At 30.4% G+C, this 22,477-nt stretch carries 23 protein-coding genes; 9 read left to right on the top strand and 14 right to left on the bottom strand.

Annotated features, from left to right (window positions below):
- Positions 1-19: 19 nt before the first annotated feature.
- The 10 genes from PFY10_19845 to PFY10_19800 all read right to left on the bottom strand — a co-directional run bounded on the left by PFY10_19845 (position 20) and on the right by PFY10_19800 (position 10,641).
- Positions 20-1,474 (bottom strand): DUF3945 domain-containing protein, encoded by a 1,455-nt coding sequence (locus PFY10_19845; protein WBV56442.1) that lies wholly within the window; start codon positions 1,472-1,474, stop codon positions 20-22.
- 99 nt (positions 1,475-1,573) lie between these two features.
- Positions 1,574-1,855, bottom strand: a complete 282-nt coding sequence (locus PFY10_19840) for a helix-turn-helix domain-containing protein (protein WBV56441.1) — start codon at positions 1,853-1,855, stop codon at positions 1,574-1,576.
- Between the two features lie 336 nt (positions 1,856-2,191).
- The gene (locus tag PFY10_19835) at positions 2,192-2,389 is read right to left on the bottom strand and encodes an alpha-ketoglutarate-dependent dioxygenase AlkB (protein WBV58963.1); all 198 of its coding nucleotides are present in this window, start codon (positions 2,387-2,389) and stop codon (positions 2,192-2,194) included.
- Between the two features lie 684 nt (positions 2,390-3,073).
- Positions 3,074-3,493, bottom strand: a complete 420-nt coding sequence (locus PFY10_19830; GenBank protein ID WBV56440.1) for a hypothetical protein — start codon at positions 3,491-3,493, stop codon at positions 3,074-3,076.
- A 348-nt stretch (positions 3,494-3,841) separates the two neighbouring features.
- Positions 3,842-4,591 carry a hypothetical protein gene (locus tag PFY10_19825; GenBank protein ID WBV56439.1) on the bottom strand — a complete coding sequence of 250 codons (750 nt, stop codon included), beginning with the start codon at positions 4,589-4,591 and terminating at the stop codon, positions 3,842-3,844.
- A gap of 442 nt (positions 4,592-5,033) precedes the next feature.
- Positions 5,034-7,022, bottom strand: coding sequence for a hypothetical protein (locus tag PFY10_19820; GenBank protein WBV56438.1), 1,989 nt, complete (start codon positions 7,020-7,022; stop codon positions 5,034-5,036).
- A gap of 862 nt (positions 7,023-7,884) precedes the next feature.
- Positions 7,885-8,418: a PH domain-containing protein gene (locus PFY10_19815; protein WBV56437.1), complete on the bottom strand. Its 534-nt coding sequence runs from the start codon at positions 8,416-8,418 to the stop codon at positions 7,885-7,887.
- The gene (locus PFY10_19810; protein WBV56436.1) at positions 8,396-9,310 is read right to left on the bottom strand and encodes a hypothetical protein; all 915 of its coding nucleotides are present in this window, start codon (positions 9,308-9,310) and stop codon (positions 8,396-8,398) included. The genes PFY10_19815 and PFY10_19810 overlap by 23 nt, the downstream gene beginning before the upstream one ends.
- Positions 9,307-9,876, bottom strand: a complete 570-nt coding sequence (locus PFY10_19805; GenBank protein WBV56435.1) for an SdpA family antimicrobial peptide system protein — start codon at positions 9,874-9,876, stop codon at positions 9,307-9,309. The genes PFY10_19810 and PFY10_19805 overlap by 4 nt, the downstream gene beginning before the upstream one ends.
- 9 nt (positions 9,877-9,885) lie before the next feature.
- Positions 9,886-10,641, bottom strand: coding sequence for a hypothetical protein (locus PFY10_19800; GenBank protein ID WBV56434.1), 756 nt, complete (start codon positions 10,639-10,641; stop codon positions 9,886-9,888).
- A 157-nt stretch (positions 10,642-10,798) separates the two neighbouring features.
- On the opposite strand from PFY10_19800, the gene PFY10_19795 reads away from it, so the two are divergent.
- Both PFY10_19795 and PFY10_19790 read left to right on the top strand, forming a co-directional pair.
- Complete coding sequence (locus PFY10_19795; GenBank protein ID WBV56433.1) at positions 10,799-11,122, top strand: helix-turn-helix transcriptional regulator; 324 nt, start codon at positions 10,799-10,801, stop codon at positions 11,120-11,122.
- A gap of 634 nt (positions 11,123-11,756) precedes the next feature.
- Positions 11,757-12,380 carry a hypothetical protein gene (locus tag PFY10_19790; GenBank protein ID WBV56432.1) on the top strand — a complete coding sequence of 208 codons (624 nt, stop codon included), beginning with the start codon at positions 11,757-11,759 and terminating at the stop codon, positions 12,378-12,380.
- Positions 12,381-12,696: 316 nt separating this feature from the next.
- Here the strand turns inward: PFY10_19790 and PFY10_19785 are convergent, their stop codons facing one another.
- A complete protein-coding gene (locus tag PFY10_19785; GenBank protein ID WBV56431.1) occupies positions 12,697-13,422 on the bottom strand; it encodes a GNAT family N-acetyltransferase in 726 nt (241 codons plus the stop codon).
- 82 nt (positions 13,423-13,504) lie between these two features.
- Between PFY10_19785 and traM the strand changes: the two genes are divergently transcribed.
- Positions 13,505-13,969: a conjugative transposon protein TraM gene (gene traM / locus PFY10_19780; GenBank protein ID WBV56430.1), complete on the top strand. Its 465-nt coding sequence runs from the start codon at positions 13,505-13,507 to the stop codon at positions 13,967-13,969.
- Between the two features lie 195 nt (positions 13,970-14,164).
- Here the strand turns inward: traM and PFY10_19775 are convergent, their stop codons facing one another.
- The 3 genes from PFY10_19775 to PFY10_19765 are packed head-to-tail and all read right to left on the bottom strand — an operon-like array spanning position 14,165 to position 17,226.
- On the bottom strand, positions 14,165-14,707 hold the full coding sequence (locus PFY10_19775) for a GIY-YIG nuclease family protein (GenBank protein WBV56429.1): 543 nt from the start codon (positions 14,705-14,707) through the stop codon (positions 14,165-14,167).
- Between the two features lie 3 nt (positions 14,708-14,710).
- Positions 14,711-16,630, bottom strand: coding sequence for a type IV secretory system conjugative DNA transfer family protein (locus PFY10_19770; GenBank protein WBV56428.1), 1,920 nt, complete (start codon positions 16,628-16,630; stop codon positions 14,711-14,713).
- Positions 16,630-17,226: a DUF5712 family protein gene (locus tag PFY10_19765; protein ID WBV58962.1), complete on the bottom strand. Its 597-nt coding sequence runs from the start codon at positions 17,224-17,226 to the stop codon at positions 16,630-16,632. Before PFY10_19765 ends, PFY10_19770 begins: the two co-directional genes overlap by 1 nt.
- Before the next feature lie 38 nt (positions 17,227-17,264).
- Here PFY10_19765 and PFY10_19760 point away from each other — a divergent pair, with 38 nt between their 5' ends.
- From PFY10_19760 to PFY10_19735, 6 genes are all read left to right on the top strand, one after another.
- The gene (locus tag PFY10_19760) at positions 17,265-17,552 is read left to right on the top strand and encodes a hypothetical protein (protein WBV56427.1); all 288 of its coding nucleotides are present in this window, start codon (positions 17,265-17,267) and stop codon (positions 17,550-17,552) included.
- Positions 17,553-17,586: 34 nt separating this feature from the next.
- Entirely contained in the window at positions 17,587-18,789 is a 1,203-nt protein-coding gene (locus PFY10_19755; protein WBV56426.1) for a phospholipase D family protein, read from the top strand.
- A 42-nt stretch (positions 18,790-18,831) separates the two neighbouring features.
- Complete coding sequence (locus PFY10_19750; GenBank protein WBV56425.1) at positions 18,832-19,953, top strand: hypothetical protein; 1,122 nt, start codon at positions 18,832-18,834, stop codon at positions 19,951-19,953.
- A gap of 131 nt (positions 19,954-20,084) precedes the next feature.
- Positions 20,085-20,618 carry a hypothetical protein gene (locus tag PFY10_19745; GenBank protein ID WBV56424.1) on the top strand — a complete coding sequence of 178 codons (534 nt, stop codon included), beginning with the start codon at positions 20,085-20,087 and terminating at the stop codon, positions 20,616-20,618.
- Positions 20,578-21,093 carry a hypothetical protein gene (locus PFY10_19740; protein WBV56423.1) on the top strand — a complete coding sequence of 172 codons (516 nt, stop codon included), beginning with the start codon at positions 20,578-20,580 and terminating at the stop codon, positions 21,091-21,093. Before PFY10_19745 ends, PFY10_19740 begins: the two co-directional genes overlap by 41 nt.
- Before the next feature lie 28 nt (positions 21,094-21,121).
- Positions 21,122-22,453, top strand: a complete 1,332-nt coding sequence (locus tag PFY10_19735) for a hypothetical protein (GenBank protein WBV56422.1) — start codon at positions 21,122-21,124, stop codon at positions 22,451-22,453.
- Positions 22,454-22,477: the final 24 nt, after the last annotated feature.

The raw sequence follows: 22,477 nt of genomic DNA, 5'->3' as shown, positions 1-22,477 counted from the left end.
TTCTGGATTTAGATAGTTATTATAGTTTGGGTCCTCGTGGTTTTCTAACCTTTTTTTGCTGGTCTTCCTGTTGTTTGCTAGCAGTCTGCTGCTGTTTTGATTCTAAAGGCTCCTTCACATTTTTAGTAGCTTCATGGTTTCTACCATGGTTGTTAACCGCAGTTTGGGTCTTATGATCTTCTGTAGGTTTTGCCTCCTCTTTAAGTTTATTAGGATGATTGAAGGAGAAATCGGTTTTAAAGGTTTCTTTATTGAAGGTAATATAGCCTTGATAGGCTTTACCTTTAGTATCGGTAAGGCCATCAACGTACACGGTTTGCCCGGCTTTGAACTTTTCATACTGAGAATCGTCCAGCTCTTTTCCTCTGAATACTTTGGGGGCTTCTTTATCCATAGGTTGAGTTTGCTGTTGGTTATGATTGTGCTGTTGACTTTGTTGCGGTACCTGGTTATTGCCAAACAAAAATTCCACATATCGCTTATCCGCATTGAACTGTACAGTGGCATCGAAAAGTTCACCTTTTTTAGAGGTCATGCCTTCAAGATACAATGGACTTCCTTCCAATAGGGTTTGTTTCTGATGTTCATCAAGCCTAATTCCTTTTATTTCATCAGGAATTTTCATGTATTCTGCCCGATAGGCAACCAATTCATTGGTTAAACGGTCACGGCTGATCACTGATGGAATGATTTCTTCTGTTTTAGGATTGACCAAATCTACTACCCTGCCCATATTCCCGGTTTCTCTAAGGTTCTTTTTGTCTTCATCACTGAACTGATGACCTAAGAATTTATTATTGAGACTGGGCTCTTTTCGGATTCCATGCAAATGAACGGCAACCTGTCCCGTATCTCCTGTTTGAAGAGATAACCTGACATCCATCTTGCTGACTGCTGTTCCTAAATTAATGGTGATGGGAATTAATGTATTGGTTTTAAAGCCTCTGAGTAATGAATCCATGGCATTCATTTTTTCAAGCTTCTCCTGATTAAGTCCGAACTTTTCCATCGTTTTCCAGTCGATCTGTTCAGGCTGAAAACGGTACTCCTGATTTTCTGTGTTGTTGTCCATTGTATTTTGATTTTTTGGATTGTTGCTATGTTGAGGTAAAACTTCGTAGCCTTTCAGCTTTTCTTTTTCTTCAGATGATGCCTGATCAACATATTTTTGAAGATCGTTAGCGGTATTAACAGCATCGTATTCCGAAACTTTGAAAAAGTTGAAATGCGTGGGATTTTTAAGCTGCCGGTAAAAGTTGGAAAAGAAGTTGGAGAAGACATCTCCGTATTTATCAACGCTGATCAGCGGCTCATTATCCTTTTTTTCTTGTGGAGGAACTTTTTGAAGGTTTCCATCTTTATCTACACCTTTGACCATTTCAACCTGGTTGGTATGAATGTTCAGGACAAGGAGTGTATCTGTTGAGGGTTTAAGTTCACTAGCTTCCTGAGGGTTTATCAATTCATTTTCCATTGTATTTCATTTAATGGAATGAAGGTAATTGCTCAGTCAGAGATTTACAGAGATTGGAATGGTGATGAACGTTTTGGCTGTTGATGTCTTTTATAACAATTAAGAGTTTAAGCATTCTCTGATCAATTGATGGACATCAGAAAGCTTATAGTATAACTTTCCGCTAATGGTATAATAAGGCAACTTTTTATCTGTCCTATACCGCTGTAATGATCGGGAACTTATTTTTAAAAGCTGTAAAACATCCTGGTTATCCAGAAGCTGCTCTCCGTCTACTTCTATAAATCTGGACTGGTTCTTAAGCATCTGCTCTTTCAGAAGATCAAATCTTTCCATGATTCTCTCCATCCAGGCGATAAATTCTGTCCTTTCGATATTCATAATGGTGATTTTTATAATTATTGGTGATGTAAAATTGATCAACAGAATTCATATAAAATCACTAGTTTTTCGTAGTAACGAAAAGATTTATTTCAGATTGTGTTGAAATTAAAATAGCAGAACTTAATGAAAAGCATAAATATTTTCTTTCTAAAGAAAAAATAGATCTTTCTACAGCATATATGATTTCTTTCGGACACTCTGGAAGCGGTAGAGTCGGATTTGACAGGACACAAGATATCTCCCATGAGATTGATTCGGAAATTGACAAGATTTTACACGAATGTGCCGAAAAGTATTTGCAAAAATTATAGCACACTCTCGAAAGGTTTATTCTTAAGACTTTATTAATCGAAAAGTCAGATTTATTCTTTCTTTCATTGGTATATTCGATTTAGCAATACGATGCTCCCAGTTTTCCTGGAGATCACCTTTCATTATGAGCAATGATCCATGGGGTAATGGTAGTCTATATTTACTTGAATGATGATCTTTTTTTCTGAAATAAAAATTTCTGGTTTGTCCAAGACTGATAGATGCAATAAAAGAGCGCTTTCCGTACCAGCAAAAACCAGCAAATATATAAGGGCAAAAATTTTAATATTGAATACAAATTTATTTTATGTCTTGTTTGTCAAATATTTGAATATGGTATCCCGCAACAGAAGGATTATTGCTTTCAACTTTTTGTGGAATTAAAGAGGAACACATAGCATAAGAATCATCACTATTTACCACACTCATAAGTTTCCAATTTCCTGTTACTGAATTTCTATAAGATTTACAATTTATTAATGAGAAAAGAATAAATATTAAAAATAAATATTTGATAAGATAATTATTTAAATTTTATCCATTTTTTAAAAAAACAAAAAATAACCCACGAAGAGCTTAATATAATTAGAATTGCTCTAACTAAATTATCAATTCTTTCATTTCGTGCTGTAAAAAACATTGCAGATAAATAAAATATAATTACACATAATAAAACACAAATGTAATTAAATCGAATAATTTTATTTTTAAATAAATAAAAAATGACAATTAAGTAAATCAACACATATATAAACAAATAAATTATAAGAATGGCAAAAAGCCAATAGATACTTATAAAAACATCCATTATATCATTATGTATAATGTTAAAATCTATATTAAAAATTACTACTAGCAATATGAGTAAAATAGATAATAAAGCAACTTTTAACATTTCCTTAATTATTTGCATCCTAATGAACTTAATGATGGTCTGTATGTTTTTGGTGGCATGATTGTAGCTCCATTTTCTCCACCTCCATTATCTTTTACAAATTTCTTTAACTTAGTTTGCATTCCATTCCAAAGTTCATCAGCTCCATTAAAAGCAGGATTCTTTTCTGGTGGAAATACATTAAAAATAGGTAAATTTACTCTATCAACACTTCTTGTGTAAATATACATATCTTGACCTGACATATAATAACTAAAGAATCTATTACCAGACACTGGATGTTCACTATCCCATGGACTGGTAATTGTTGTAAATACCCACGCATTAGTACTCACTCCAGAGCATATTACTGTACCGTTATTATGACCTACTATTACTGTAATATAAATACTGATGAGTGCATTTAAAGGATTTGCTGAATTCCACAATGCAGTATCATTAACTCCTAAGTTTGTATCTACAACAGGCGTGAACTTTTCCGCGAAATCATTAAGATGTAGCCTGAAATAATCAAAAAATTCCTTTATGTAAATTTTTGAGTAGTACCAGGCTTATTGGGTAAATTAGATATTTTAACAGAAAATAAGTCCATATTTAATGATTTACCCTTTGCATTACCTAAATTTTGAGAGGCTTTTGATAAAAGTTGAAATAAAAACCTTTACCAAATTTGGTAAAGGTCAATTGTAGTTTTATATTAAGTAAGATAATTATATAATTAAAACAGGAAAGCACAGTGGGTTACTTCATATTAATCTAGATATCCAAAAAATAATTTATTTAATTAGATCCTTATAAAATCCTTCAATTATATTTCCTTTTTCCTTTATTTTTTTATCCGAATTTAGAATACCCATTGCAAAGCTTGCTCCAATTGGTGTATACCCTAGATTTAAACAAGCTTTATTAATTAAAGTTGCTTTTAATATAGCAGCATAAGGGTCTGGTAATTTATTATGTTCCTTATAATTCTCTATAATTGTTAAATATTTAGGATTATTAAGTTCATTATTAATTTTATCAGCATCAGCTTTTGTTTTTACTTTTTTTAACTTTAGTGACTCTTTCATATATGACAGTTTATAGAGACTCATTTCAAAATTATTTTCTAATTGAATTGTATCTGTCTTATAATTAATCATTGCTTCTTTTGTTAAATGAGAAATATCCCTTATAATTGAATACTCATTTATATTTTTCTTTTTGTAAATTGAAATACTAAATCTATCTATTGGGTAAGGGTCTGTTGTTAATGGAATGCTATCAAGACTTTCTAATTTTATCACTAAATAATCTGGTTGTTTTTCAGCTATATCCCATATTTTATAATGACCTTTATACTTATTTATATCGATTTCATCAAAAGATTGCAGGGAAAATGTTGTCGAAGTGTATAATGTGTCATGAGATTGTTTATAAACGTGCATTTCATCAGGGCCAATAAAATAATAAGGCTCTTTAAATAATTGTGATTTTATTGAATAAAATAGGCCTAATAAAAAAATAAATAAAAAAAACTTTTTCATAAGAATCGCACTTAGTTAAAATATTTATTAAAAATATACCAATTTATTAGTCCCAAAATTCCAACTATCAATAGACAAAAGAAATCTATTTGAGTATTAAAAAATATAATTGCAACATTATAAATTATAAGTAAATATAAAACTTGTAGGGATATTGTATTGCTGAACTTTCTAATTATAAAAAATAAACAAATATATAAAGGCAAATAAACGCTTAAACCTATAATTAATACTTCATATAAAGCAAAATAATAAAAATAAAATTTTAATGTTGAACTTACGAAATTTAAAGGATTAATAAGAATTAAACTATCGTATTCTTTATTCGACGAATTAACAATTATTCCAAAAAATATTTGAAGAATATTTTTTGTGAAAATAAAAACAATTGTTGCTAATAATAACTTAGGTACATTTTCAATAAATTTCATAGACTGAAGAGTTAAGGGCATCCTAAACTTGATATAGGGGCATTATTTTTTAAATAGTTTTTAATCTTCGCATAAGCAGGCCTATATGTTTTTGGCTCTAACTTATTTGCCAATCCTCCATTTTGAGGTGAATTAATATAATTCTCTAATTTAGTCTGCATACCTTTCCATAATTCATCTGCTTTTGAAAAAGCAAAGTTTTGAGTTAAATATGTAATGGTTGTATTACCTATTGGCTTTGTAAATCTATCAACTCCTCTTGTGTAAAGATACATAAAACCATTATTATCTATAAAATAACCAAATAATCTATTTCCACTTACAGGGTGCAAGCCATCTAAATGCAATGGTGCTTGAATTGTTGTGAAAACCCAAGCCTGAGAATTGTAGCCTGAACAAATTACAGTTCCATTATCACCAGGGATTTCAATATGAATTAAAGCTCCTAATGGATTGTTTGAAAACCAGAGGGCTGTATCATTTATCCCATATGAGGTATTTACAATAGGGGTAAAACTTTCAGCAAACTGATTTATATTTTTTCTAAAGAAGTCAAAAAACTCGGAAGGAGTATACTTTTGATTTGTTCCTGGTTTAATTGGCATATTTGTTATTCTTATAGGAAATAGATCCATATTGATGTTTGAACCTGAAGCTAGGTCTAGATTTTGTATTGTAAATTCATCCTGAAACCAATTTGTATTACTATTTATACTTTTCAGTTTGTCTTTTATACTTTGGGGAATAGGATGGTTAGCTACGTTTTTCCAATCATCTAATTCACCACATGGAATATCCACCAGTAAGTTAGGGTTTTGTGTTAGAGCATTATCTAGATCCTTTAATCTTGTTTTAAGTTGTTCCCAACTAGTATCAGGATTTTGAATAAGAAACTCCAGTGCCCAACTTACAAATTTATCCTTTTCTATGCTAGACATGGATGCATTTGCTGGATCTCTGTACCAACCTGCCAGTTGATTCAGCTTTTCAGTAAGAAAAGCATCACCACCGTTAATTTTAAAATAGCCTTTTATTGTTAAGAAAGTGTAAAGATAAGCACTCAGCATACTCACTTTTGGATTTAAGGTCAGTAGGTAAGCTTGAAGCTGAATATTAAGCTGTCTATTTTCTTGACATTGAACATCATTAGCTTCACATACGTTATATGCTTCTCCAAAATTTTGAAATATAAATGTGTTATAAAGATTTTCAGGAAGCGTGGTATTTCCTCCTCCCGTAATTCCACCTCCTCCAGAACCACCTCCTCCATTAGAGCCTCCAGGACTTGTTCCAGGATTTGACCCTCCAGGAACTGTTCCTGATGGAATACAATGGGTATCATCCACAGACATTACAATAATCTGGGGTGCAGATGCTCCTGTTAGTTCGCATTGACTTGGATTAGTATGATGGTCAGAACTCACACAAGGAATAACTTCATAATTTACAACTAAACATCCTATATATTCAGAGTAAGTGTATCCACTTCCTTTATTTGAATTATTTGAGCCAATATTAAGATTATTAATTTTGTAAATACTTACTTTCCCCTTAATATCTTCAGGTTTAGCAGCATTTTGGAAAGTTTGTAGTTCCTGCTTTGAAAGATGATATTGAATAAGAAAACCAGAATAACTTCCATCAGTTTTTTTTCTTATTACAAGATTTTCAATATCCTGAGAAGGGGAGATTCTATTAACCTCGAATGTGTATGTAGTAGTGCCACTTTTTTCTATCACTCCAGCATAATCTGTCATAATAACTGCTCCATCTAAAATAGGATCATTACTTTTGTTTTTAGGATTAGCTCCAAAAAGTTGCGTTTGTATTCCTGAAAGTTTTGACCAGAGCACTTCATCTTTTTTTATTTCTCCTCCATTGATTACATAATTTTTAAAAGTGTTGTTTTGAGATTCCTGATCAACATATAGACTTTCCTGTCTACATCCAAAGAATAAAAATACTGAAACTATCAATAATAGAAATTTGATTTTTTTCATCCGTTTTAATTATTAATTTCAAAATCTTGCAAATTTAACATTTTTTAGCATTTAAATTCACTTTAAAAAGATTTAAATGAATTACATCATGTTTTTAGTCGCTTATTTTTAAATTGTTACATTTTATATATACAAATATATTATAGCGTAACGACGTAACTTGTCGTGTTAAATTTATAATGCAAATAATATAGTAAAGGTTAGAAATCTTTGCTCTATAAACAGTTTTGGCCAGATGTTGATTATAATAATGCAACGAGAAAGGGGTCAAGTTTAATACCTGATATTAAACAACTTAGATAACTCTTGATAGATACTTTCTTCAAAATTATTAGGTTTGATAAAAAGTGATATCTTATCTCTAATAAAGGGAGGGTAAAACGACTTGGCAGCTGGACTAAAAGCAAAAATAAAAGCTTTTGACAAGAAAAAATCATATCCATTAATTTAAGAAATAAAGACGGTGGACTCAATCCATACTTTTACATCGCTGTCAATCACAATAGTCAAAAAATTTTGTTATCAATTACCAGATTATTGTTCTACTGTTTTGTTAAAGAATATGACATGACTGATAAGGCACTTGTTATTATTAATGAAAGTGAACCGTTATGGGATCTCGATATATCCAAACTTAGGTGATGCTCAAGAGTTTCGTTACTCAAGGGAAAAGATAAATGATTAGATAGTGATCGAATATGTAATGAGCAAATAATAATGGTTTTAATGAATTTTTCGGTTTTGCTCTTATTATATTATAATTTCAAATTTGTCACAATTGTTCTCTGCAAATTGCATTAAAGAAATCCTTAAAAATTTCTCAAAAGTTGAAACGAAATATTATTATCTTCGCACAAGATTCCTAATTAATTTTTTCTAATTGCTGAGATCTGATACTTTGACAAATTGTTATAAAATCAAGCCTTTGGTTTGGGCTGATAATTGTTATATCCTTGGTTTTTGTAATAATAAATACAAGATCAGTTAGATTAGAAGCATATACTGAATACCTGCCATATGGTTTTGAATTAAATATTCCAAAGTATCCCCAAAAGCCCTTCGAAGCAAACATACGCATATGCATGTTAAATGCACCTGTATTTGTTTCTTTTATATCCACCAAATCATAAATGTTAATCTTTTTTATAGTAAAAACAGGTGATTTTATAAGAATAAAATTATCTTTTATCAAATACTCTCTGGGATGCAATATATAAGGTACTATTGCTATTATAGCAAACAGCACTAATAGAAAATACTTCGTTGCTGTTGAAGGAACCTCAACATAATCTTTTCTAAAAATAATAAAATAATAAAGACTAATAATAAATACATTTAGTACTAATGTAAGGACTATAGTCATAGCGCCCATTCTAGCTTTGTACTTTCTTACCATAATAGTTTTTGATAAATATTTTTTTTATTTTCGAATATATGATATTTTTATCATCTAGATAGAGTATCAATGCTGCAGCCATAGAACAGAAAAAGGAGACTAAGCCATGAGTAAAAATGATACTCAGGTGAAAAATCAAACCAACAATTAAAAAAGTATATCTTAATTTTCTATTAGTAGCTAATATACATGCAAAAAGTAAAAGTTCTAAAATAATTACAGACCATGTAAATAAGGGAGTAAATTTACTTAATGTAAAAATGTTGTAGATTTTCTGTATCCAAACCGGTGCTCCAAATACATTGTGCGTAAACCAATAATAGGCACAGGTTCCATTTCTCCATTCTTCATTGTATAATTTTCCAATACCCGAATGCAGGTATATAATAGCAACCTGAAGAATAATCAAAAAATAATATACATTAAAAAATACATTGATAGGTTTTCTTCCCTCACTTTTTCTTTCTGGCTTCCATTGATTCAACCGGTTATCAAATAAACATATAAGAACAAGAAGAATGGTAATATTTGAGGCAATCTGATCACCGCCTTCCACAACCAAAAAACTATTACAAATACTATAATGTACCCATGCTTGTAATGGGCCCGTAACTTGGGGAAGAAATCCAGTAAATACGGATAACAGTATCAAGATAGATATGTATTTTCCCAACTCCAAGCCAAGTAAATAGAAAATACTGAAATTGGCAAGCGGTATATTTCTTACAAATATCATTTCCTGTTTGGTCGCTAATAATTCAAAATCAGCTAATTCTGGAACATTATTGAATAAAAGAGTTAATAATGCACCTAAAGCAAAAATAGATCGGGTAAATGCTAAACGCTCATTAAATATAGATTTTCTCTCCAACAACAAAATTAATGACTTCATTTCGTGATAATATTTATAGGGAAAATGACAAATTTAGAAGGGTAATCTGGACTTTGGTTTAATAAAGGCCATGGAGGAAGAAATTCTAATGAAATTAAGTATTTTCCGTTAAAGTCTTTAATACTTTTCTTATCCATTACTAGATCTGAATATTGTAAAGTGTCAGCTTTTATCCCATCCAAAATATGTAATTCAGACTTTGTGGTTATTGTAAAAGATTTAACAGAATCTTCTTTAATACGTTGTGTAATATTACCTATTTCAACATTTAATACTCGATTGTGCCTTGATATACCAAAATAATATTCAGAGGAAAAATTCCTAAGATTAAGGTATTCTATCTTATTCCCTTTGACAGAAAAGATGTGAATTTTTGGATCTTTTGATGTCTTGGTAAAAAATGCCCAACCTTCCGGAAAAAACGAAACGTAGGATGCTTTTATGCTCTGGCTATTGTTAAGAGGGTTGTTTCCTAAATATACACTAAGGAGCTTAAAAAATATGAATAAAACAATAAATAGCCCTGAAAATAGAGCTATTATTGAATATATACTTACTTTCTTCATGTAAAATACTTAAATTCCCTTTAATTGCATTGTTACATCCGAAGTAAATTTTTCTTGTAAATAAGGAGTATCCATTCCTGTCTGTGGAGCATATAAAAACACGGCTACTGCACCTACAACCACAACAGCTCCTGCAACTGCCACAACTGCCCAAACAACAGTGTCAGTATCAAACCAAACGGTATCCCCAGCCTGTATTTTGATTTGTCTCGCTTTTGAAGCAACCTCTGGGACTGATGTAGAACTGCTGATGTCACTTTGTTCTTTAACCTGTGTTGCATACAGATTTGTAAGCTCTGTCGCCGTTGCATCATTAGTTTGAGCCAGTGCTATTGTTTCTTTTCTTACAAGCTGAGCAGCGTCTCTAATGGCAGCTTCAACTTTGTAATAATCACCTGAAGAGATGTCTGTTCTGAATTTCTCCATATATCCAGGATTGGAAACTTCAATATTTTGAACAACATTATTTTGGAATGCTTCAATTTCTGCAATTTTTGTATTGTCAGTAATAAAGTTTCTGAAATTTAATTCTTTAAAATCTGCTAGGCTATTAGCAATATCTCCTTCAAAAAACATTACTCCTTTGAATACATCAACATCACTTAGCGATGCAATTTTTGAAAAATTATTACTGTTTTTTTGACTTTTGATTTCAATACTCTGATTGTCACGAGTATCACCTTGACTACAGGACATGTTTAAAAACGAAGCAAGTAATGTACCTAGTATGATAGGGTGGCTTGCGATTTTTCTTACAGATTTCATAATATAGTGTTATTAAGTTTTAATATTTGGTAAAACTATAGATTAATACTTTATTCAACAATCCGTAAAATGTATACTTTATACGTTTTTAGAATACACTGTTTTGTTTATAAAATTCGCATTATTTTTTATATTTTTGATTTATATTTTTGACATTATGAAAGTCAGATTAGAAAAAATAAGAGAAGAACGCATACAAAAAGGCTATTCTCAAACATATATTGCGGATCTACTTGATATTTCACAGGCGCAGTACAGTCGTTTAGAAAATGGAGAAAATGATTTCGATATAAAAAAACTTGGTGAATTATTAGAAATTTTAGATATTAATTTTTTTGATGTCATTGAATTCAGTGGCAAACAAAAACTTTTTGCTAATTCATTACTTATAGGGAGTAGTGGCTTTTACAATAGAGATGCTGAGTTCATAAAGAAAATTGTAACTGAGGTCTTGGATAATTTATTTCCCTATCTCCAATAAGGTAAAAATTATTATTAAACTCGTAAAATAATTCACCTGCAATTTACCTCTTAATTAAATCTACTCTCAAAAATATAGATAAGGAGTATATAAATTTTGTCTCAAAAGTTATTGCTAGCTATCTTGTATATTTAAAATTAGCAAGAAGTAGCAACTAATTATCTATAATGGATAAGTACAAATAACTTTAAAATAGCGGATAATTTACTTTGATACATCAAATAGTTTCGTTGTAAAATGAAATCATCCATTTCCTTTCTTTTCCATTTACTTATTATTTTTTAATAATTTATCAAAATCCAAAGAAACATCCTCTGTTAATTAATCTATTCATTCCCCAACTTTTTATTTCAAATCTTTTTCAAGGTTGTTGTAGATTTTAGGCTTAACCTTACAGCATAGACTCTGACGTTTCTGCTTCCAAAATAATACTTTGATTTTTTAAAAAATAAATATAACACGCCAACTTCTGTCGCTACTCATATCTACTTTTGTATTAGTAATTAAATGATAAGAATTTTAGCTGTTTATTTTTATATGCGCAATAAAAATATACAAAAAATTTTGATTATTCAAACCCTTTGCCGGGGATTATACTGCAAAAATCCAATTAACAATTTAAAAAGAAAAAATCATGGCAGAATTAACAAGACAACAAAAAGAAGCAATAGCTTGGGCTGATGTAGTTGCGGGCTTAATGACAGCAGAGACTGGGTTTGTAAGCCTTTTCATAGCTGCTGCAGCTTCAATGGCATACTACAAAGATAAAGTAGCTAATGAAGGATGGAAAGCCATTGTTACTGAAGAACCTATCCTTCCAAGTAACAGTAATAATTATGGTATTTTACACAATCTTACATGTGAGAAGTATTTAACAGACGGATATGATCAGGTAACTTATAACCAGATTCTTATTACTGCTGTTAAAGTAAGGCCCGACTTAGCTGGTGAAATTTACGCCATTGCCGAGGATTATTTCCAAGAGAAAGTAGAAATGGCAGTGCATAAAAATTTGGTATCAGTAGGTGATAAATTAAATGCAATACTTGATACTGTTCCACTGAATGCTGCTGATACAGATAAAGTATATCAAATGTTAACCGCTATCGATAATACTATTAATGATGACGATTGGCAAGCAAATGTTCAAAATCTGATACAGATTATACCGAGTTTTAATTTAAATGATAATGATAAGAATGTTTTAGCCAATTCTTTTGAGATACTTAAGCACAGTTATCAATTATGGGGTAAATAGTTCACAGAATCTAACCTACTGATCTTTTTATTACAGCTCTTTTTAGGGCTGTAATTTTCTACCTTATCTAAACATTCTAGAAATTACAACATATTAAATCACTTTGGCTAGACTAACCGGTGAACCTCATAAGTGTTCAGAATATCAAATAAGAGGAGTATGCATTTCTATTATTCTTTCCAAATCCTCTACCAAATGTTTCGATATTTCTTCAGTTTTGGGTACAAAAAACCTCTGAAATCTTTTGATATTCAGAGGTTTTTGATTTTTAGGGGATCAAAAGGGGGATTAAATTTTCATCATATTTTATTAATCCTTACCCTGCTTGTTTTACTGGGCTATTTAACATCAGCCTTATATTTCCTCTTATTATTTTATCTTCATTAAATAATTTACACTCAAAACCGAATGATTCATAAAATGGGATTAGCCAATGAAAATTATCCGCATCAACACTCGATAAATCTCCTGTGATACATTTAATATCCTTTTTTCTTGCTTCTGCAATGACAAAATTCATCAACACTCTACCATAGCCTTTATTTTCAGAGTCATTTTTTGTTAAAAAATCAACAATTTTAATTTCATTGCCATAATCTCTAAAATGCATTACAGAATCCCAAAATTTATCATCTCCATTTTCACCTGACAGATAAATACTATCAAAAATATTCTTTTGAGAATAATTCATGAATACTATTTCACCATGTTTAGTTAGAGTTGCCTCAGTCATAGAATTTTCATTTTTTTCAAGAATATATTTCAATCGTTCTAATCTCTTAGATAAAAATTTATTTTCTTCTATCAGGATTTCATTCTTTTTATACAATTCGCTTCTCTTATTTTGAGAAATTTCTAAAAATTTTCGCTCGGACTCAAATTCATTTTTAAGAATTCTACGAGCCACCCATTTTATTGCTATACTCATCACTGCAATTATTATTTTGAGTAACGTAAAAGGTAACATTAAGATATTTCTTAATCCATTGATAATGTATGTCATATTTTCTAATTTGAAATAAATATAATAAGAATTTTCCATACTATTTTCTTTCTAAAAAAATTATTATGAATAGTATTGATTTTTGAAAACAAAAAATTTACATTCACAAAAAATTATTAGTATGAAAAAAACAATTTTAACAATCTGTTTAATGGCTGGAAGCTTAAGTTTTGCAATTTCCCCAGTTAAAACAATCCCCACACATTTTTTAACTTCAAAAGTTGAAACTCTAGAAAAGCAAGTTAAAGCTAGATTAATTACCTCAGGGCAAGTGCAAAATGGAGGAACATTAACCTTTATTCTACTTGAACCTCTTATAATTTCAGGAATGGAAATCAAAAAAGATCAAATAATTTCCGGGATTGTTAATGAAAAAGACGGACGTCTCTTTGTTGAGATTAATACCATTAAGGTTAATGAAAAAATCCACCCTGTAAAAATGAAGATATACTCAGAAAATGGAATTGAGGGATTAGGAATTATTGGAAAGAAAAGAACTTCTAAAAAAGCAATTGAAATTCCAAATGGATTATATGTGAGGGTTATGGCTCAAGAAACAAATTTTGAACAAAGAAGCGACGAATGACAATCGTTTTGAAAAAACGAGCAGTCTGAGGAAGTGACGACTGAAAAAATTGTTTCTTTGAGAAATTGTAATTATATTTACAAAAGGAACAGGATAAATATAATCTGAACAGCTTCGGCAGGATTATAAGTCTGAACAGTTCCTTTATTTGTTAAAAACCTCTATTATAAAGTATAATAGAGGTTTTTTTTTCATTTAAACATCAATTCTAAAATCTTCAATATGTTTATTATAAAAGTCAATGATTAAGCTGCTAATAATTTTATATCCAGGAATGCTAGATGAAAATGAAATTCTCTTTAATAAATTATTAGCTTCATTCGAAATTTTTGCATTAGTTGTTTTCGAATAATCTAAAGAGTCTTGTGATAGTAGTATATTTTGAATTTCTAAAGAGAATTTTTCATATTTTTTCAATCTCATTCTCGTTTCAAATTCATCATAAGAATACCAATCTATATTAATGTCAAATGAAAACTCATTATTCGAATTAAAAGAGATGTTATATTTAGGATTTAATTTATTTATCAAAAATCTTTCTTTTATCTTCATATCTTCAGAGGATAAGCATTCATGATAAAGTATATTTGAAATTTCATTAAGACAACTCTCATCTAATCCTGTACTAACAAGCTTAAAATGGTTATCCTCAATCCTTCCTATTAAATTAGTGGTTAAGCCAATATAAAGAGGCTGATTCTCTTTATTTAAAAACATATATATATAAAATCCTTTCATTTTTTAATTCTTTAAATTATTCCACAACCTTGTTAGTTCATCATCAATATTCCCATTTGAATTATCCGAAGCCTCTGGATGAGAATTGTCTGAATTTTGAGTTTCTTCAACATTCTGATCTTTTTCAATTTTCTCGATCTTTTTAGGTATACTATCAATTGCTTCTGTAGAATGGCTCTTTATACCATTAAAAATATCAGAAATATCAGCTTTAACAGCCTTATAAAAATTTGTGATATCAGTTCTACTATGCTGTGGAAGATTATTAATAGTTTTTTCTTTCTGCCCTGGATTAACTGTTTTAAATTTTTCGTAGAAAAAAGGTTTGGAACTATCTGATATCTTCCCAATAAAAACTCCCACTGGTAAATTCATAAACTCTGAATTTCTAAAGATTTCTCTTTCTTGTACAGCATAAGTTTTACCATAATTTTTAATTAAAATATTCTTTGTGCTACGAGATGTATTTTTACTCTCAAAATATTTATCTTCTTTTCCAAATTGCTTACTTAATATATCCGCAGTATGAGAACTAGCAACTCTACCATAAAAATGATTAAGGCAACTTGCAAATAATACTTCAGCTTTCTCTTTTCCGTAGTTATCATTAAGTTGTGAAAGATCTTGACAAAATAATACTGTTGAAATTTTATTACTTCTTCCTGTATTTGGAACAACCTCAATATTTGGAATAAACACAGTTGGAGACTCATCCAATAATATAAAAGAACTTTGTCTCTCAGGTGTATTCATTTGCTTGGATGCTACAGTAATAACCAAAGAACATAAAGGAGATAGAGCACCGGCAATGGTTGGATTACTACCCACTGTTAGGACTATTGGATTATTGGGATCATTAACATCTAAACTAAATTCATCCGCTCCAAAAATGTACATAAATTCAGGCGTATTTATTTGTGATATTGCCCCCTGAAGACTTCCAACTACTCCTGCAATTTGTTCTCCTGCTCCACTCACTAAAGCTGTAGCCAATGAAATTATCATATCTCTTGTTTCATCATGCTTCGATAATAATTCAATTAATTTCTTATGGTCTGAAGTGATTAAACTAAAGATGTGAGGTAAATCGCAAAAATGAGGATGATTTTGTTTCATATACCAAATACAGGCTGTTAACAGATCAGTCGCTGATCTACTCCAAAAATCTTCTCTTTTGATACTTTCTTTCATTAAGTTTTTTATGATAGCAGTTGCATACTCCCGGGCATAAGCTACATGTGGCATATATTTAGGGTGTAACGGATTTACTCTATGAGTTCTTTCGGCATTGTTAAGATTCAAAACAAAATGCTTTACTGGCTTATTTCTATAGAATGTTTCTACTTCATCAGATAATGCAGGAAATTTAAAATCATAAACAATACCTGTAAAATCAAGTTTAGAAAATTCACGGATTAATGGAACTGCAATACTTTCAGATTTTCCCGATCCTGCTCCACCAATCACTAAAATTCCCCTATAAGGATTAGGAATTGTAAGTTTTCCATCATTCATTAATTCTAAATCAACTGTTGTACTATTTTCTTCAATTGTAGATTTCTTTGTAATAACGCTATTTGAAAAATTAAATAATGAAAATTTAGTAAATAAAGGACGGAAAGGATAAAAAATAAAATCCGTGTACTTTTTATAAACAGGCACTAAAGATGGAAAAATCAGTTTAAGAAAAAATAACTCAATCCAATAAATCAATAGTTCCATTACTATGCAAAAAGCCAAATTCCATAATTTTAATGAATTAATATTATTAGGGCTCAATATTATACTTTTTACAATTTTAAATCCATAAATCCAACCACCAAAATTAATTTCATAGAGGATTTTCACGCCATAAAATACTGACAAAACGATAATCATGAGTATAAACAAGATCATCATACTTTTAATAAAACCATTTTCCATTATCTTTTTATTTTTTGAGTGGTTATAACAATCTTTTGATTGATTTCTCTAGGTCTGTTTTGCTTTTTTGTATCTTCATTATACTTTATTTCTGCTGCTTTTTGAAAAGCCTTTTGTTTAGATTCAAAAGAGCCATTCTTTAAAGCATTTTTATACTCAAAACTATCTTCAAATTTTCTTTGATATTGAAACCTTTTATCAAATGAAACTTCACATTTATTCATAAATTCTTTTCTATTAAATCCACCCTTGACTTTCCCGTTTTGAGTATTCTTGTGATTAGTTTGTGGACTAATTTTTATTTTATTATCAATAGTCTTTCTACTAATAATGATATGAGCATGCAAGTCTTCGTTACTCTCGCTACCTCTTTCTTTGTGTATTTTACCATAGAACATGATATCCTCGTTATTTAAATTTTTATTGAAGTTTTCTGCGTAAGACTGCATTACTTCTTGCCGAACAAAGCTTTTTAAATTTTCAATTCTTTCATTTTCGTTGTCACCCAGGTTTTTAATCTCAGCAGGACTTGGAGAAACAACAACACTAAAAAACTTTGAATCATCTTTGCAAAGCTTTGCTTTGTTCTGATCTATACTAATTTGTACTTCAAGAGTTCATTGAACATCTTAATGTGAACAGAGATTCTAAACTTAGCAAAGAACAATTTGTAAACATGGTTGGAGGCTTGAGAGATAAGGGTATTCTTATTGGCAGCAGTCGTGAAGGTTACAAAATCCCTACAAATTACGATGAAATTAAAAAATACGTGCAGCACGGAAACTCTATAGTTATACCACTTTTAAGAAGAATTAATGTATGTAGGGAAGCTATATTATTAGCAACAAATAACTCTTTGGATATTTTGGATGAACCCGAATTTGAGACCTTGAAAGATATAATTTCAGGCATGATTAAATAAATTAGGAGATGAGATATTTTACTACAGGTTTGCAATGAAATTAATAACTACACCAAAAGATTTAAATAATAATTTTAAACGATTAATAAGGAACTACAATTTTTTTAAGTGGGCAACTGCATGGGCAAGTACGGGAAATGAAATTTCTTATGAATTGCTCAAAAACAGGCACAAAATAGTGAAGATTACGGTTGGAATACACTTCTATCAAACTCATCCTAATTTTATCAAAGAATTTATAGAAGACCCAGCGGTTCATTTTTTAGAACAACCTGATGGAACATTTCACCCTAAAGTATATTTGTTTTCAAATGATGAAAATAATTGGGAACTTATTATAGGTAGTGCCAATTTTACAACAAGTGCTTTTTCAAAAAATTGTGAGGTTTGTGTTTTGGTCACGTCTAAAGATAGTAATGCCGATGAACTTTATAAAACCACATTACAACTTATTGATGAATCATTTGAATATGGAAAAACATTCAGTGAATTAGATTGGGAAAACTATAATAAGATCTGGAATATTCAACAACCCAAATTAAACAGTTTATCAGGGCAATACGGGGCATCCAAAGATAAACCTAAGCCTATCCATAAAATTGAGTTACAAACAAAATCTTGGGATCAATTTGTTGTTGATGTCTACAAAAAAGGTTCAAGGGATGTACAAAGAAGAATTAAAGTGATTGAGATAGCAAGAGAATTATTTAGTAAAGCCAAACACTTCAACGAACTGGATGATGATGAGAGAAAATTTATTGCAGGAATTCCAAATAATTTATTGTTAAAAATTGAAGGAGCAGAAGATTGGGCATTCTTCGGAAGTATGAAAGGTGCAGGCAAGTTTAAAAAACAGATAAATGATAACAGTGAATTGATATCAAGAGCCTTAGATCAAATTCCGATCAATGGACAAATTACTAAAATGAATTATGACAATTTTCTGGAATACTTTCAAATGGCATTACCTGGAAATTATTTAGCAACCAGTACAAGATTACTTGCCATGAAGAGACCTGACATATTTATTTGCTACGACAGCAAAAACAACTATGGACTCTGTAAAGATTTTAGTATTACTAGAAATGGAATGGACAACGAGAGATATTGGAATGAAATCATTTTAAGAGTCTACGACAGTGAATGGTGGCAAAAGCCTAATCCCAAAAATGAAATGGAAACAAAAATTAGTTTAGCGCGTTCTGCATTTCTCGACAGTTTGTACTACGAAGGATAAGACTTTATATTTAATTATGTTTTTTCAGCAAGAATTAATTAAATGAACAATATAGAGAGAGAAGTAAATTCCGTTTTTAATATTGCGGTTTATCTAAAGTTGATGGCTTCATTTCTGCCTGATGCGAATTTTGAGGAGGTCAACAAAATGGTAAGCGATATTTATGATTTTTTTAAATCTGCCAAGGAAGATGATATATTAGAAAAACTTCCATACATCAGATCTAATTTGGAAAAAATGGCGGCACCGCTTTTAAAAAGTTTTCCTCTCAAGAAAAGCTTAGATGAAATTGTTGCAGACTGGGATCAGTTTTTTAAAAATGATTCTGAAATTTATTCTTACGGATTGGAATATGGATGGTTGGAAGATCGGATGAATATTAAAGGGCTTGTATTATACAACCATATTCCCTATCATTTCAGAATCGGATTATATGCGCATAAGGGTAATTTTGGAATTGAAGAAGAATTTTTGCTTAAAGATGCCTTTAATATACTTGTAAAAGCTCAAAAAGCTTTTGATCAGCTTAATAATTATGGGGACTTTAAGCAGAAATTATTGAAAAAAGAAAGAGAGGAGGACTTTGATGAACATACGATCAGAAAAATAACAGATCTGAAGTATGAAGTTTCGGCTAACTCGAGACTATCAGTTATTTCATTTTACGCATTTGTTGAATGTTTTGTCAACAGTTTGGGGTATAGTCATGCTAAAAGAAATGTTATGGTTTTATCTGAAATGGACTCCGAAATACTGAATGGTAAAAAGAACGGGAGATTTTTGCAGCTTAAATCGAAGATTGAACGATACCATAGGCTAATAAGAAATGATGGTAAAACTATTATTATAACATCTGATGAAAATCAAATCAAAGAACCTTTTATTTCATTTTTCAATATCTATGAAAGTCTTAGAAACTCAGCAGTACATTTCTCTCCAACAAAGGAACAAATTTGGTTGAAGCCTGCAGATTGGATTGAGAGGGCAGAACGTTTTTCGAGAATGGCACTCCAAGTGGCTTTAGAGTTCTGGAGATCATGCTATCCAGAACGACCGTATCCTGATTATATTGGCAGACTAGACTATGATATTTTTATGAATAAAGCAAAATTATATATCCAGAATCTTGAAGAGGTATCTATTGAGTTGAAATCTAATAGTTAGAAATTTCTATTGCTTTTATCGAAATCTGGATTCTACTGCGACAATAATAACACTAAAAAAGCCTAAACATTCTGACTCAAAGTAACAATTCATTAACTTAGAAAATACTAACTTAACATCTCTATATAACCATGAAAAATGATATTAGACAACTCATTAATAGCTTAAATTTCTATTTTGATAAGACACATTATGTCATAAAAAAAAGACGAAATTTAAACTCATTAGAAAAAACTTTAATTTATAATTCAGAGAAATATAAAGATAGAATTAATACGATTCAGGAGCTTTACTCATCTAAAAAAACGAGAGTTAAATTACATCATAGAGACTACGAACTGGTAGCTTGTAGCATTGCATCTAAGGGACTGAAATATGCAAGTTTTGGCACCTCACATAGACTTTTGCCACTTAATAGTTATGTAAAACCCACAAGAATACTTCTAAGATCTTTAGGAGAAATTGGTAAAAAATCGTCGCAGACGACAAGTACGAATATTGTTGGTAAATGTGCAGAGATAAAGGCTGTAAATAATATTTATAGTGTAGAACCTAAACTAATTGTCACGGATATTAGTTTTACTAAGGCAATACGTCCAAGGACAATGGAAAAAATTTCTAGATGTGAAAACTGTACTTATATTTTTGGTGATGAGAATAAATAACTCTTCTGATTTTGACTTGGACTTGTTTTTTAAAAGCGAACTTTTCTTCATGCATTTTGCTACAGCAGGATTGCAAATTAGTGACGAAAACTTCTTTGAAAATAATCATAACGACTTTAGGTATTTTCTGAAAAATTTATCTGTACCTCCTTTTAAGTATGAGTTAAATCCAAATCTAAGAGAGATATTATCTTTTAAACGGGAAATTGACAAAGAGTTTAATATTGAACTTTATACGATGGATTTCATATCGTATGCGAAAAAGGGAATGTTTTCATTTGATCGTACATTTATAGAAAACTCTACTGATATTAATTTTCACTTAGTAGCATATCCCATTTTAGATGAGAACTACAACGATTTTCTGTATCATTTTTTCAAAATTAAAAATTACGTGGATTACGATCATATAAACAAATCTATAACAGAAATCGTTAACCGTTTTTTTAGAAATAGTTTTAAGGTAAAATTTTAAAAAATATCTAAATATATTTCATAATAATATGAGTGATAGAATTGAAGACAATTCTTCGTTTGAAGAATTTAGAAATAATCTCAAGGGAGGAAAATCAGTAAAAAAGATTGCATCATTCTTGGCTCCCTTTAGTTCAAGAGCCAAAGGAATTTTGGATGCTTTTGAAAACTTTGATGAGATTGAAAAGCAGTTTGAAGAAATTTCAAAAAGTCCTGATCAGTTTAACCATTATTTTAGCGAACGCGGTTGGATTGCACATGAGTCCGGAAATCATGATTTGATCTTGGAGTGCATTGCTCTGGCAGAAGCAGGCAATATAAATGAAGCAGAGGAAAAGCTTGCCGATTATTACACATCTGAAGCGATGCAATGGATGATAAGTTCAACCTACGGTATTCCAGAATTTAGATTGCGTAATGTCTTGATTAAAGCTGCATTTGAAGATACAAAAGCTCAAAGATATTATTCTGCTGTCCCCTTACTATTAATGATTATTGATGGTACTGTCAATGACATTAGCAAAAGCAAAGGTTTTTTCGTGGAAAATACTGATCTAACCGCTTGGGATTCTATTGCTGCTCATAGTTCAGGTCTCTCTAAACTTAGAGATATATTAAATGTAACAAGAAAGGCCACGACCACTGAAGAAATATTCTTTCCTTACCGTAATGGTATTTTGCATGGAAGGGATCTTTCATATGCTAATAAATATGTTGCAGGGAAAGCTTGGTTAACATTATTTGCCATTAATGATTGGGCAAAAGCTCTAAAGAAAAATAAAGAACATCCCCTTAAAGAAAAAAACACTCCTACTTTAAAAGAAACTTTTTCAGATCTAAAAGATACCATTTCCAACTATCAACAACAAAAATTGAAGATAAAAGATATGGATAAATATATGGATTGCTGGAAAGATAGAAAACCTATAGTAAACCAAGATTTTCCAGCTCAAGGAAACGAAGCAGATTATGAAGAATATACTCCGGAAAGAGATGCTGTCCGCTTTTTAATAAATTGGAAGAAAAACAACTATGGGCAGATGGCTAAACAGATTTGTTTATTTTCAAATGAATTTAATATAGGTAAGGAAGCGGGAAGAGTTCGAAAAGTCTTTGAAAAAAAGAACTTAAAATCTTTTGAAATATTATCCGTCGAACATCAGGCACCAGCAATTGCAGAAGTAAAAGTAAAAGTGATTGTCTTATTCAATGAAACAGATTATGTAAAAGAAATAGTTTTGCGCATGCTTTATCAGAATGAACAAGGGGAAAATATGGTGTATGGTCAGATCGGGGGTATTTGGAAATATATGGATTCTTTCTTTTTTCATAAAATAGATATGCTGGACTGGAATTTCTAGGATTATAACTTTCGTTAACCATTA

The sequence above is a fragment of the Chryseobacterium daecheongense genome (assembly GCA_027920525.1).
Classification (GTDB): Bacteria; Bacteroidota; Bacteroidia; order Flavobacteriales; family Weeksellaceae; genus Chryseobacterium; species Chryseobacterium proteolyticum.
The sequence above is the reverse complement of the archived record's forward strand: the minus strand, read 5'-3'. Positions and strand labels throughout refer to the sequence as shown.

What these genes read in the sequence shown, in the direction of transcription:
- PFY10_19845 (WBV56442.1), bottom strand. Translation starts at nt 1,474, where the DNA reads ATGGAAAATGAATTGATAAACCCTCAGGAAGCTAGTGAACTTAAACCC.
- PFY10_19840 (WBV56441.1), bottom strand. Translation starts at nt 1,855, where the DNA reads ATGAATATCGAAAGGACAGAATTTATCGCCTGGATGGAGAGAATCATG.
- PFY10_19825 (WBV56439.1), bottom strand. Translation starts at nt 4,591, where the DNA reads ATGAAAAAGTTTTTTTTATTTATTTTTTTATTAGGCCTATTTTATTCA.
- PFY10_19820 (WBV56438.1), bottom strand. Translation starts at nt 7,022, where the DNA reads ATGAAAAAAATCAAATTTCTATTATTGATAGTTTCAGTATTTTTATTC.
- PFY10_19815 (WBV56437.1), bottom strand. Translation starts at nt 8,418, where the DNA reads ATGGTAAGAAAGTACAAAGCTAGAATGGGCGCTATGACTATAGTCCTT.
- PFY10_19810 (WBV56436.1), bottom strand. Translation starts at nt 9,310, where the DNA reads ATGAAGTCATTAATTTTGTTGTTGGAGAGAAAATCTATATTTAATGAG.
- PFY10_19805 (WBV56435.1), bottom strand. Translation starts at nt 9,876, where the DNA reads ATGAAGAAAGTAAGTATATATTCAATAATAGCTCTATTTTCAGGGCTA.
- PFY10_19800 (WBV56434.1), bottom strand. Translation starts at nt 10,641, where the DNA reads ATGAAATCTGTAAGAAAAATCGCAAGCCACCCTATCATACTAGGTACA.
- PFY10_19795 (WBV56433.1), top strand. Translation starts at nt 10,799, where the DNA reads ATGAAAGTCAGATTAGAAAAAATAAGAGAAGAACGCATACAAAAAGGC.
- PFY10_19790 (WBV56432.1), top strand. Translation starts at nt 11,757, where the DNA reads ATGGCAGAATTAACAAGACAACAAAAAGAAGCAATAGCTTGGGCTGAT.
- PFY10_19785 (WBV56431.1), bottom strand. Translation starts at nt 13,422, where the DNA reads ATGGAAAATTCTTATTATATTTATTTCAAATTAGAAAATATGACATAC.
- traM (WBV56430.1), top strand. Translation starts at nt 13,505, where the DNA reads ATGAAAAAAACAATTTTAACAATCTGTTTAATGGCTGGAAGCTTAAGT.
- PFY10_19775 (WBV56429.1), bottom strand. Translation starts at nt 14,707, where the DNA reads ATGAAAGGATTTTATATATATATGTTTTTAAATAAAGAGAATCAGCCT.
- PFY10_19770 (WBV56428.1), bottom strand. Translation starts at nt 16,630, where the DNA reads ATGGAAAATGGTTTTATTAAAAGTATGATGATCTTGTTTATACTCATG.
- PFY10_19755 (WBV56426.1), top strand. Translation starts at nt 17,587, where the DNA reads ATGAAATTAATAACTACACCAAAAGATTTAAATAATAATTTTAAACGA.
- PFY10_19750 (WBV56425.1), top strand. Translation starts at nt 18,832, where the DNA reads ATGAACAATATAGAGAGAGAAGTAAATTCCGTTTTTAATATTGCGGTT.
- PFY10_19745 (WBV56424.1), top strand. Translation starts at nt 20,085, where the DNA reads ATGAAAAATGATATTAGACAACTCATTAATAGCTTAAATTTCTATTTT.
- PFY10_19735 (WBV56422.1), top strand. Translation starts at nt 21,122, where the DNA reads ATGAGTGATAGAATTGAAGACAATTCTTCGTTTGAAGAATTTAGAAAT.